This window comes from Serratia sp. PL7, assembly GCF_945957435.1.
The window spans coordinates 142,639-155,201 of sequence record NZ_CAMFLB010000002.1 but is presented as its reverse complement, the minus strand read 5'-3'; the positions used below and the strand labels follow the sequence as shown (position 1 = coordinate 155,201).

10 protein-coding genes are annotated in these 12,563 nt (G+C 56.1%); 2 read left to right on the top strand and 8 right to left on the bottom strand.

The features are described 5' to 3' along the window. Window positions 1-4 precede the first annotated feature (4 nt). Window positions 5-1,090 carry an electron transport complex subunit RsxD gene (rsxD, locus tag N6G83_RS15115; protein WP_024529928.1) on the bottom strand — a complete coding sequence of 362 codons (1,086 nt, stop codon included), beginning with the start codon at window positions 1,088-1,090 and terminating at the stop codon, window positions 5-7. 295 nt (window positions 1,091-1,385) lie between these two features. On the opposite strand from rsxD, the gene N6G83_RS15110 reads away from it, so the two are divergent. After that, on the top strand, window positions 1,386-2,279 hold the full coding sequence (locus N6G83_RS15110) for a helix-turn-helix domain-containing protein (protein WP_211136316.1): 894 nt from the start codon (window positions 1,386-1,388) through the stop codon (window positions 2,277-2,279). A 34-nt stretch (window positions 2,280-2,313) separates the two neighbouring features. Here the strand turns inward: N6G83_RS15110 and rsxC are convergent, their stop codons facing one another. From rsxC to N6G83_RS15075, 7 genes are all read right to left on the bottom strand, one after another. Further along, window positions 2,314-4,533, bottom strand: coding sequence for an electron transport complex subunit RsxC (gene rsxC, locus N6G83_RS15105; RefSeq protein WP_260523987.1), 2,220 nt, complete (start codon window positions 4,531-4,533; stop codon window positions 2,314-2,316). Next, on the bottom strand, window positions 4,526-5,101 hold the full coding sequence (gene rsxB, locus N6G83_RS15100; protein WP_021804523.1) for an electron transport complex subunit RsxB: 576 nt from the start codon (window positions 5,099-5,101) through the stop codon (window positions 4,526-4,528). The genes rsxC and rsxB overlap by 8 nt, the downstream gene beginning before the upstream one ends. Beyond that, the gene (gene rsxA / locus N6G83_RS15095; RefSeq protein ID WP_021178056.1) at window positions 5,101-5,682 is read right to left on the bottom strand and encodes an electron transport complex subunit RsxA; all 582 of its coding nucleotides are present in this window, start codon (window positions 5,680-5,682) and stop codon (window positions 5,101-5,103) included. The genes rsxB and rsxA overlap by 1 nt, the downstream gene beginning before the upstream one ends. 144 nt (window positions 5,683-5,826) lie before the next feature. Continuing rightward, window positions 5,827-6,267, bottom strand: a complete 441-nt coding sequence (locus tag N6G83_RS15090) for a DUF2569 domain-containing protein (protein ID WP_024529933.1) — start codon at window positions 6,265-6,267, stop codon at window positions 5,827-5,829. Between the two features lie 189 nt (window positions 6,268-6,456). Beyond that, window positions 6,457-7,869, bottom strand: a complete 1,413-nt coding sequence (locus N6G83_RS15085; RefSeq protein WP_211136318.1) for a glycoside hydrolase family 1 protein — start codon at window positions 7,867-7,869, stop codon at window positions 6,457-6,459. A gap of 101 nt (window positions 7,870-7,970) precedes the next feature. Continuing rightward, window positions 7,971-9,476, bottom strand: coding sequence for an L-arabinose isomerase (gene araA, locus N6G83_RS15080; protein WP_211136319.1), 1,506 nt, complete (start codon window positions 9,474-9,476; stop codon window positions 7,971-7,973). Window positions 9,477-9,531: 55 nt separating this feature from the next. Further along, window positions 9,532-11,211, bottom strand: a complete 1,680-nt coding sequence (locus N6G83_RS15075) for a ribulokinase (RefSeq protein WP_211136320.1) — start codon at window positions 11,209-11,211, stop codon at window positions 9,532-9,534. Window positions 11,212-11,570: 359 nt separating this feature from the next. Here N6G83_RS15075 and N6G83_RS15070 point away from each other — a divergent pair, with 359 nt between their 5' ends. After that, a complete protein-coding gene (locus N6G83_RS15070) occupies window positions 11,571-12,554 on the top strand; it encodes an arabinose ABC transporter substrate-binding protein (RefSeq protein ID WP_024529937.1) in 984 nt (327 codons plus the stop codon). Window positions 12,555-12,563 lie beyond the last annotated feature (9 nt).

The window sequence follows — 12,563 nt, the reverse complement described above, 5'->3', positions numbered from 1 at the left end:
CTCCTCAACGGTGGCCATACACGCGTGGCTGCGTGTAGTGATCGATCAACGGTACGGTAATGTTGGCTAGCAGTACGGCAAAGGCTACCCCGTCGGGATAACCGCCATATACGCGGATCAGCCAGACCAGCAAGCCAACCAGGCCGCCGTATATCAGCCGCCCTTTGGGCGTGGTAGAGGCACTGACCGGGTCGGTGGCAATAAAGAAAGCCCCGAGCATAGTGGCCCCGGAAAACAGGTGGATCAGCGGGGAAGCCTGATGGGCGGGATCTAACGTCCAGGCTACTCCTGAGCACAGGGCAATGACGGCCAACATGCTGAACGGGATTTGCCAGTGGATCAGCTTACGGCCCAGCATAAACAGGCCGCCGAGCAGGAAGCCCAGGTTAATCCACTGCCAGCCGATGCCGGCCAGGGTGCCGCCGAACAGTGGTTGCTGGAGTACCTGTTCCACCGAGTGGCCGCTGCGTAGGCCGGTTTTAAAGCCGTCTAATGGCGTGGCCTGGCTGATGCCATCAACGCCCATCTGCAATTCGTGCAGAGTGGCTCCCTGGGCGGTGTGGCCGCTGAAAATAGCTAGCAGGGTATCGGGCAGGGTCAGGGCGGTAGCACGCAGTTCTTCCGGGGGGAGCCAACTGGTCATCTGTACCGGGAAGGAGATTAACAGCACCACGTAACCCACCATGGCCGGGTTGAAAGGGTTTTGCCCCAGTCCACCGTATAGCTGTTTAGCGATCACAATGGCGAAAAAGGTGCCGATAACGATCATCCACCAGGGAGCCAGCGGTGGCAGGCTAATGCCCAGCAACAGCGCAGTGAGCAGGGCGGAATTATCTGCCAGCCGTGCCTTGACTGGCTGTTTACGTAGCGCAAGAATGGCGGCCTCGGCCCCGAGGGCGGTCACCATGGCCAGCGCGGTCTGAATAAGGTTGCCATAGCCAAAGAACCACACCTGTGCAGCCATGCCAGGAATGCAGGCCAGCATAACCCAAAGCATGATACGGCTGGTGCTTTGCTGGTTATGGGTAAACGGAGAGCTGGCGATGTGTAAGCCCTTGGGGGCTGCCTGTTGTACCGGCCTGAACTTCATAGAATAACTACCATTTCTTTGCCATGTTAATCAGTGCATTCACGGTGCGGGCACCGGGGGAAATTACAGCGCTGCATTCTACCTCAATCATATGCTGGGTAATACGTGCTAATCATAAGGATATTCAGCTTTTGCGGTAAGGAAAAGCCAGGCTGGATGTAAAACGTGCAGTATGGGTTGTCATACTGATGATCGAGCTGCTATTTTTGGACTGCTTTGCGCACGGAATAACAACTTTCATATAATTAACGTAGGTTACTATCCTGAGCATTTTTGAAGTAGCGAACAACTAATAATGACTAATGAAGATATTTTATTTATTGAAGAGCTGATTGAATGGGTCGAAATTCATCTGGAGACTCGGCCAAATCTGGACGAAGTTGCGCGTATATCCGGTTACTCCAAGTGGCACCTGCAGCGTAAGTTCAAGCGTATCACCGGTATCCAGCTCGCCACCTATATTCGCTCACGCATTCTTACCCGTGCGGCGGTCGCGCTGCGTATCAGCAACCGTACGATTATCGATATCTCCGATGAATTGGGCTTTGATTCACAGCAGACCTTTACCCGGATGTTTAAGCAACGTTTTGGCATTACGCCAAACCGCTACCGTACCATGGAGAAATGGGACGTGAAGAGCCTGATGCCGCGCTTCGACTTCGAAGCCGTGTATGAGGCAGGTTTTTATCCTGAGATACAACGGCTGACGTTGCCGGATACGCACCTGGTCGGTTTTACGCGTGAGATGGAATTTGATACAGCCCAAGAGATGGCAATTTCGTCCTGTATCGCCATGAAGGGGGAAATCTTTAATGACTTCTTCAAAGGGCTGAATATGGAGTGCCACAAGGTTTACAGCATCCATTCTGACAATGAGCGCGGCGAAGGCGAGTGTTCGGTCACGCATACCATGGCGGTGGAGCCGGAATTCAAGAAGGACATCCTTTCTGGTCACAAGATTGAAGATATTCGCTTGCCAGCGCGTGAGTACATCGCGATTACCCATCAGGGGACGGCCAAAGAGTGCGTGAAATTTATCTTTTACCTGATCTCGCATGTGATGCCGGGGCTGCGTAATGAAGTACGCGGAAGCGTAGAGATGGAGGTGATAGAAGCTAAGGCGTGGAACCAGGATGCCAAACTGCGGCAGATCGATGTCAATTACACCTACCTGATTTCTATTGATTAAGTGGGGCCTTGCGTTCGGCAAGACCCCATGGCGTTTACTCTTTATCTACCATCGCTAGCTGCTGTGCGGCTTTTTTGGCCTTGACTCGGGCCAGCGCGGCGGCAACGGCAGCCTTGCGCGGATCCTCCGGTTCGGCCGTAGGGATGGGTTCTTCGTCCACTTGCGGTTGTGAAAGCTCAGCTTGCTGCGCCGCCTTTTTGGCTTTGACTCGGGCCAGCGCGGCGGCAACGGCGGCCTTGCGCGGATCCTCCGGTTCAGCCGTAGAGATGGGTTCTTCGTCCACTTGCGGTTGTGAAAGCTCAGCTTGCTGCGCCGCCTTTTTGGCTTTGACTCGGGCCAGCGCGGCGGCAACGGCAGCCTTGCGCGGATCCTCCGGTTCAGCCGTAGGGATAGGCTCCTCGTCCACTTGCGGTTGTGAAAGCTCGGCCTGCTGCGCCGCCTTTTTCGCCTTCACGCGGGCTAATGCTGCCGCTACCGCAGCCTTACGCGGATCCTCTGAAGTTACCGTTTCCGCCACGCTCTCTGCGTCTTGCGCCTGCGCCGCTTTCTTGGCTTTGACTCGTGCCAATGCTGCAGCCACGGCCGCTTTACGTGGATCGTCGTCTTGTACCGCTGCTGCAGGCATTTCGCTTGCTTGCTCGAGCTTACGTTCTCTGGCCTGGGCCTTACGTGCTTCGCGTGCAGCAATGGCAGCGCTGTTATCCGGCTCCTGGCCGGTGATAGCAATGCCAGCAGCCTCACTGTTTTTACTGCGCACGCGAGCCAGCGCCGCCTGAACGGCATCCTGATCGCTGTCGGTCAGTTTCACCGCAGCCTTTTTATGGCGCTCTTCGCGTGCCAGTTTCTCTCGCTCTAAACGAGCCAGCTTAGCTTCATAGCGTGCTTTGGCCTCGGCGGTTCGTGCCGCTTCCTGATCCAACGCGTTAATCTCAGCCTTCTCTTGGCGATAATATTGCACCAGCGGAATATTGCTGGGGCAGACGTAGGCACAGGCACCACATTCGATACAGTCGAACAGATTGTGCTTACGCGCCTTCTCGTGCTCTTCGCCACGGCTGAACCAGTAAAGCTGTTGCGGCAACAGCCCAGCAGGGCAGGCATCAACGCACAACCCACAGCGGATACAGGACTGCTCTGGTTCTTGTACGGCCATTTCGTCAACCGTCGGGGCCAGCAAGCAGTTGCTGATTTTGACGATCGGCACGTCTAACGTTGGCAGCGTAAAGCCCATCAGTGGGCCGCCCATCACCACCATCTGCTGGGATTGCGGACGATAGCCGCCAAAGGCCAGCAGGTGTTGCACTGGCGTGCCGAGGCGCGCCCAGACGTTGCCAGGTCGGCTCATGGCCTCACCGGTTAAGGTGACGACGCGCTCAATCAACGGTTCGCCATCGACAATCGCCCGCTTGATGGCAAAGGCGGTGCCCACGTTCTGCATCAGCACGCCGATGGTGGACGAACGCTTGCCGTGAGGCACTTCTTTGCCCGTCAGAATTTTGGTTAACTGCTTGGCACCGCCGGAAGGGTATTTGGTGGGGATCACCCGCAGGGCGATCCCATCCTGCCCGCGTAAAGCGGCTTTCAGAGCGGCGATGGCTTCCGGCTTGTTATCTTCGATACCGATCAGCGTCACCTTGGGTTGTAGCAGGTGGCGCAGGATCTGGGTGCCTTCGATAATCTGAGCGGCCTGTTCCTGCATCAACCGATCGTCGGCGGTGATGTAGGGTTCGCATTCCGCAGCGTTGAGGATGAGGGTTTCCACCTCTTCGCGGCCGCCTTGCAGCTTACTGGCCGTTGGGAAACCTGCGCCCCCCAGACCGGCAATCCCGGCCTGATGAATACGTTGGATCAGCTCTACCGCATCCAGTTGGCGGTAATCGGCGACCGGCGTCAGTTCGCACCAGCGATCTTCACCGTCTGGATCGATAATCACGCACAGTTCCGCCAGCCCTGAAGGGTGGGCGGTAACGTGAGGCTCAATGGCGCGGATGGTGCCGGAGGTTGGCGCATGTACCGGCAAGGTGCGGCCACGGCCAAAGGTCAGCGGTTGGCCTTTCAGTACGCGGTCACCGGTTTTGACACACAGCTCGCCTTCTGGCCCCAGATGCTGTTGCAAGGGGACGATAAAAATATCAGGCAGGGGAGCCACGCGCAGTGGCACACCGCTGGACTGGGTCTTCATTTCGGGTGGATGAATGCCACCGTCAAAATCCCAAATCCGATCTTTTTTCAAAGCGGCGAACAGATTAAACATGTTGCTCCACGGGGATCACTTGCACTGGAATGGTTTGCATATCCCATTTCCAGCTGGCGGTCGTAGTGGCGACCGGTTTCATTTCAATACAGTCGGTTGGACAGGGGGCAACGCACAGATCACAGCCGGTACAGAGATCGGTAATGACCGTGTGCATGGCGCGGGTGGCGCCCACGATGGCGTCCACCGGGCAGGCCTGAATGCACTTGGTGCAGCCGATGCAGTTGGCTTCGTCAATAAAGGCGACCTTACGTACCGGTTCGGCCACGGCAGCACCGCCGTCCAGCGGTTGTGGCTCAACGTTCAGTAATTCGGCCAGCTTGAGCATCACCTGCTCGCCACCCGGGGCGCATTTGTTGATCATCTCGCCATTGGCAACCGCTTCGGCATAGGGGCGACAGCCAGGATAACCGCATTGGCCACATTGGCTCTGCGGCAAAATTTCGTCGATCTGTTCGGCAACCGGATCTTCTTCCACTTCAAAGCGGCGCGCGGCAAAGCCCAGCACCAGGCCAAACAGCAGCCCCAGAGCGCTTAATGCCGCCACCGCAATCCACAACGCAGTCATTAGAATCTCACCAGCCCGGTAAAGCCCATAAAGGCCAGAGACATCAGGCCAGCGGTGATCAAGGCGATGGAGGAACCGCGAAACGGCGCGGGCACATCGGCAACCGCCAGGCGTTCACGGATGGCGGCAAACAGTACCATCACCAATGAGAAGCCTGCGGCGGCGCTAAAGCCATAAACCGCAGACTGCAGGAAGTTGTAGCCAAGGTTGACGTTGAGCAACGCCACGCCTAACACTGCGCAGTTGGTGGTGATCAGCGGGAGGAAAATCCCCAGCAGGCGATAGAGCGCCGGGCTGGTTTTACGCACCACCATTTCGGTGAATTGCACTACGACGGCGATCACCAGAATAAAGGACAGGGTGCGCAGATAAACCAGATCTAACGGGATCAGGATAAAGCTGTTGATTAGCCAGGCGCAGACCGAGGCCAGCGTCATCACGAATGTGGTGGCCATGCCCATGCCGATGGCACTTTCCAGTTTCTTGGAAACGCCCATAAAGGGGCACAGGCCCAGGAATTTCACCAGGACAAAGTTGTTCACCAGTACGGTGCCAACAAACAAGAGCAGGTATTCGGTCATTGCAATGCCTAAAAAAATAAAAGCCGCCTATTATCGGTAATCGGCGGCGTAACGACAACATACTAATCGCAAGGGTATTGCGCTTTTTTGCTCGTTTTGTTGAAAATTTACACAGCAGGGCGATCAAATCGTGCCTTGCCGTGGTTACTTCTCGGTGAAGGTGCCTTTCACGCGCTGGGAACGCTTAAAATAGGGCACCAGCAGGGCGGCCATCACCAACGGCCATAGCAGGCTACGCACGGCCAGTTCATCGGGCACGGGGGCAAAGGCGAACGCCTTGATCGCCAATAGCACGGTGATCAGCAGCCAGACCAGAAACAGCTTTGGAAAACGTTGTGAACGTTGGCAGAACAGCCACAGCAGGTACAGCGTAAAGCACCACATTACCAGCGTGGTGATCACCGATAGATACCACTGCGTGGAGAAGGCCTGAGCATTGGTGCTCAGATACTCGCGTGATTCGGGCATAAAAATGGCCATACCGTACAGGGCCAACATCAGGCTGGCGCTGAGCAGGGTAACGATCAGATAGGCCATCGGGGCTAGCAGCCAACCGCCAATGCGCGAATATTCAGCTTGGGTCATACGAGATCCTGAGTGGTATCCCAACGAAGTAAGCCGCATAGCTTACTCAAATATGTGCTAATGCGCGAGGAGAAGGCGGCACCAACGACAAAATGCCAGTCAGATTGCGCTGACTGGCATGACATGGCTTACAAACCTCAGCCGGTTCTCATTGTCGGGGCGCTGCATGCTGCGCCCACTTAGCGGCAGTTAACGTTCCGCACCGTTGCTGGCGATCAGTTTCTGGTACCAGAAGAAGCTCTTCTTACGCTGGCGCGCCAGATCCTTGTTGTGGTCAACGTAGATAAAGCCGTACTGCTTCTGGAAGCCGTTGAGCCAGCTCAGCAGATCGATAAACGACCATGGGTAATAGCCGCGCACGTCGGCGCCCTGTTTGATGGCGTCTTCAATGGCACCAATGTGCTGGCGCAGATAGTCGATACGATCGTCATCCACCACCTCACCATCGATAATCGGATCTTTGGCTCCGAGACCGTTCTCGGTGATGTAGATAGGAATATCACCGTAACGCGCCTTGATATTCATGATGCCTTCGGTAAGGCCCTGCGGATAAATCTCCCAGTCCCAATCGGTATACACGCCGTTCGGATTGCGGACGAACTTGAACAGCCCCTTAAAGCCGAATTCGTTACCTTGCTGGTGGCCGCTGCCTTTCTCACCGGTGGTGTTGATGGTCAGATGTGACTCTTGATTATTGGCCGCGATGGTTTCACGCTTGTAATAGTTCAGGCCAATAAAGTCACAGACATTGTCGCGCAGCAGTTGCTCATCACCTGGTGCGAATTGCGGTACGCCCCACAGCGCCTGAGTCTGCGCCAGCAGTTCAGCCGGATATTCCCCTTTCAGCACCGGATCGTACAGCCAGTGGGTAAAGATCCCTTCGGCCAACTGATAGGCCGCCAGATCTTCCGCAGACTGGCTGAGTGGGGTATGGGTTTGCAACACGTTGACGAAGCCGATTTGACCGGCAATGCCGCTGGTGCGGAATGCAGCCACCGCTTTGGCGTGGGCCACAAAGACGTGGTGGCAGGCCTGGATAGCGCGCGCCGGGTTCTGTACGCCCGGTGGGTGGCCGCCGGTGATGTAACCGAAGCCGATAAAGCACACGGTTTCATTGAAGGTAGACCAGAGTTTGACGCGATCGCCGTAACGCTGGTAACACAGGCGTGCATACTCTTCAAAAGCCTCAGCAGTGCTGCGAGCTTCCCAACCACCTTCATCTTGCAATGCCTGAGGCAGATCCCAGTGGTATAGGGTGATCATCGGCTCAATATTGTGTTCCAACAGGGCATCGATCAGATCGCTGTAGAATTTGACCCCGGCCTCATTGATGGTGCCTCGGCCCTGTGGCAGCAGGCGCGGCCAGGAGATTGAGAACCGGTAGCTCTGCATCCCCATTTCGGCCATCAGCGCCACGTCCTCACGGAAGCGGTGATAGTGATCGACGGCAACGTCGCCGTTAGTGCCTTGGTAAGTGGTGCCTGGCAGGTGGGAGAAGGTATCCCAGATGGATGGGCCTTTGCCGTCGGCATCGTGTGCGCCTTCAACCTGATACGCCGCGCTAGCCGCGCCCCAGAGGAACTCTTTCGGGAAAGCAGACATAACTATTCTCTCTATACGTTAAATATTGAGTCTAGTTTAGGTCGAGTTGAAATGAGTTTGCAACCGGTTTCTGAAACCGGTTGCAGTTTTTGCGGGCGCGTTTAGCGGCGGTTGATTTGGTAGTAGGTTTCATTCCAGCGGATTTCGTTCTTGAACGCTGGCAGGGTGGTGTCGTTATCGATCAGCAGGAATTCGATGTTGTGCATCTCGGCATACAGGCGCAGGTAGTCGGCGTTCAGTGACTGCGAGAACACCGTGTGGTGTGCGCCGCCCGCCAGGATCCAGGCTTCCGCCGCTGTAGCCAGGGAAGGTTGAGCACGCCAGATCGCCCGTGCCACCGGCAGTTTAGGTAACGGTTTAGGCTGCTCAATGGTATCCACCTGATTGACCAGCAGGCGGAAACGATCGCCCATATCGATCAGGCTGGCGTTCACCGCCGGGCCTGCCGGGGTAGAGAAGATCAGGCGGGCCGGATCGGCCTTGCCACCGATGCCCAGATATTGAATATCCAGCAGGGGCTTGTGCTCTTTGGCGATGGAAGGGCAGACTTCCAGCATATGGGACCCCACCACCAGATCGTTGCCCGGCTGGAAGTTGTAGGTGTAATCCTCCATAAACGAGGTGCCGCCGTTTAAGCCGTTGCCCATCACTTTCATAATGCGCAGCAGCGCCGCGGTTTTCCAGTCGCCCTCACCGGCAAAACCGTAACCTTGTTGCATCAGGCGCTGTACCGCTAAACCTGGCAACTGCTTCATGCCGTGCAGCGTTTCAAAGTTGGTGGTGAAAGCGTGGAACTTGCCCTGTTCGAGGAAACGCTTCATACCCAGTTCGATAGCGGCAGCATCGATCAGGTTCTGCCGTTTGGCGCCGTTAACTTTAGCCACGTCACTCAACTCATAGCTGGCTTCGTACTCTTCGATCAGCGCATCGATATCGCCCTTGCTCACTTCATCGATCACGCTGACCAAATCACCGATGCCATAAGCGTCCACGGAATAACCAAACTGGATCTGTGCGGCCACTTTATCGCCATCGGTCACGGCGACCTGGCGCATGTTGTCACCAAAACGCGCCACCTTAAGCTGTTGGCTTTCCTGTTTGGCGCAGGCAACACGCATCCATTGAGCGATACGCTGCTGGGCATTTTTGTCCTGCCAGTGGCCCGCGATCACGCTGTGCTGCTGGCGCATACGAGCACCGATAAACCCGAACTCACGGCCACCGTGGGCGGTCTGGTTCAGGTTCATAAAGTCCATATCCATGCTGTCCCACGGAACTTCGGCATTAAATTGGGTATGGAACTGGAGCAGCGGTTTATCGAGGATAGACAGGCCGGCAATCCACATTTTGGCCGGTGAGAAGGTGTGCAGCCAGGTGATGATGCCGACGCAGTCCTGGTGATAGTTGGCATCACGGCAGACGGTGGTGATTTCGTCCGGCGTGGTGACCAGCGGTTTCAGCACCATTTTCACCGGTAAACCTGCGTCACGGTTCAGGCTGTTCACGACCTGCTCGGCGTTTTTCATCACCTGTTGCAAGGTGTTGGGGCCATAGAGATGCTGGCTGCCGATCACGAACCACACTTCACGTTGTTTAAAGATGTTCATCAAAAACTCCTGGATCTAGAGGTTTTATTGAGCCGGTGGGGTCTGCCCCGGCGTATTAATTTTTGGTTGTCACGGCAAACCGCGGCTCTGCGGCCTGGCACCACTGTTGATAGCGTTCATAAAGTTGTTGGTAGCGAACGACGTTAGCAGGATCGGGCTGCAAAGTGCGTTCAATGCTGCAAGCCATATGCTGCTGAGCTTGCGGAACGTCACTGAAATGCCCGGCGGCCACGGCAGCGAAGATGGCCGCACCCAGCGCGCAGCATTGGTCGGAGGCGACAATCTGTAGCGGGCGATCCATCACATCAGCGCAAACCTGCATAATTACCGGTGACTTGCGGGCAATGCCGCCTAAAGCCAGCACGTTATCGACGGGAATGTCTTGCTGTTCGAAGCACTCCATGATGGCACGAGCGCCAAAAGCGGTTGCGGCAATAAAGCCACCAAACAGCGTGGGCGCATCGGTACCAAGGTTGAGATCGGTGATCACTCCTTTAAGACGCTGGTTAGCGTAGGGGGTGCGGCGGCCATTGAACCAGTCCAATACGACGGGCAGATGGTCTAGCGACGGGTTTTTGGCCCAGGCGGCGGTCAGGGCGGCCAGCATGTCATGCTCGATTTGTTGCAGCTGTGTCTGGAGTTGCGGTTGCGTCCTGGCGGCTTCACGCAGTGGCCAGCTCAGCAGGCGGCTGAACCAGGCGTACATATCACCAAAAGCAGATTGCCCGGCCTCCATGCCGATGGTTTGCGGCACTACGCTGCCGTCCACCTGGCCGCAGATGCCGCTGATGGCACGATCGCCCACGCGCTCACGATCGGCGATCAGAATGTCGCAGGTCGACGTGCCAATTACTTTCACCAGCGTATAAGGCTGCGCTCCGGCCCCCACGGCCCCCATGTGACAGTCAAAGGCACCACCAGAAAGCACCACGCTTTCTGACAGCCCAAGCCGTGTGGCCCACTCTTTGCTCAGCGTCCCCACCGGCAAATCGGCAGTGTAGGAATCGTTGAACAGTGGATAGGGCAGATCTTCCACCAGCAACGGATCCAAGGCCGCAAAGAAGGCTTTAGGTGGCAGACCGTCCCAGTCGGGATGCCATAACGTTTTATGCCCTACGCTGCAACGCCCGCGCTTTAACCGATCCGGTGCGGTAGTGCCAGAAAGCAGTGCCGGTACCCAGTCGCACAGTTCTACCCAAGAGGCGGCGGCATGGCGTACCGCCTCATCCTGGCGTGAAACGTGCAAGATCTTGGCCCAGAACCACTCAGAGGAGTAAACGCCGCCGATATAGCGTGAATAGTCGGGGAAATCTCCGCGGCGGCACAGTTGGTTAATCGCCTCCGCCTCCTCGATGGCGGTGTGGTCTTTCCACAGTACAAACATGGCGTTGGGATTGCTGGCAAACTCCGGCCGCAACGCCAATACGTCGCCCTGTTCATCAATCGGTGCGGGAGTGGAGCCGGTGGAATCAACCCCAATCCCGACCACGGCCTGCCGCTGTTCCTGGCTCATGCGCTGTACCACGGCGACGACGGCTTGCTCCATGGCTTCGATATAGTCGAGTGGATGGTGGCGGAACTGGTTCTGCGCGGCGTTACAAAAGTCACCACGCTGCCAGCGAGGGTAGTAGACCACCTCGGTATCCAGTTCGTTGCCGTTTTGACAGTCGACAGCCAGTACCCGCACTGAATCGCTGCCGAAGTCTAATCCCAGGGCAATAGCACCTGCCGTCATGATGCGGACTCCTTACTTGTTAGGTTGAGGTTAACGATAGGAGCGGGACGGGGAGGCAGGTGAGGAAGCATTGGCTGGAAGTATGCACTTTTCTGCTTGCTACAGTGATTTTGTGATGGGGGTCAAAAGTTATCACTTGGTTAAATTTGCTAAATGTATGCACATATCTGCTGTTATCTCGGGATGTGATAGCGCTCTACATTTAGCTAACAAATACCGGCTAAAACTGTTTGCGTCTTACCTGAGTCGACGGCAAGAAGCGAGATATAAGGCCATTGCCGTGACAGGATCTCATAATGATAACGTTTTCACGGTGACCCGGTTTTTCTGCCGATGAAAGCAAAACAGCGGAGAGTACCATGCATAAATTCACTAAGGCGTTGGCAGTTATCGGTCTGACGGCGGTTATGTCACATTCGGCTGTCGCAGAGACCATGAAACTGGGTTTTTTGGTTAAACAGCCGGAAGAGCCCTGGTTCCAGACCGAATGGAAATTTGCCGACAAGGCGGGTAAGGACCTGGGGTTTGAAGTGATCAAGATTGCCGTGCCGGACGGCGAGAAAACCCTCAATGCCATCGACAGCCTGGCGGCCAGCGGGGCCAAGGGGTTTGTCATCTGCACCCCAGACCCGAAGCTCGGCTCGGCGATTGTCGCCAAGGCGCGCAGCTATGACCTGAAAGTGATCGCGGTTGACGACCAGTTTGTTAATGCCAAAGGCAAACCGATGGAGAGCGTACCGCTAGTGATGATGGCGGCCACCAAGATAGGTGAGCGCCAAGGCGAAGAGCTGTGGAAAGAGATGAACAAGCGTGGCTGGAAAGTGGCAGAGACCGGCGTAATGGCGATCACCTCCGATGAACTGGACACCGCGCGCCGCCGTACCGGTGGCTCTATGGACGCATTGAAAACTGCCGGTTTCCCACAACAGCAAATCTACAAGGTACCGACCAAATCCAACGATATCCCAGGGGCATTCGATGCCGCCAACTCGATGCTGGTGCAGCATCCGGAAGTGAAAAACTGGCTGATCGTCGGGATGAACGACAACACCGTGCTGGGGGGCGTGCGTGCCACTGAAGGCCAGGGTTTTAAAGCGCCTAACGTGATCGGCATTGGTATCAACGGCGTTGATGCGGTAAGCGAGCTTTCCAAGAAACAGGCTACCGGCTTCTACGGCTCACTGCTGCCAAGCCCGGATATTCATGGCTACAAGAGCATTCAGATGCTGCATGACTGGGTAGAGAAAGGCGTAGAACCAGAGAAATTTACCGAAGTGACCGACGTGGTGCTGATCACCCGCGACAACTTCCAGGTGGAACTGCAGAAAAAAGGTTTGATGTAAGGGGTGTGC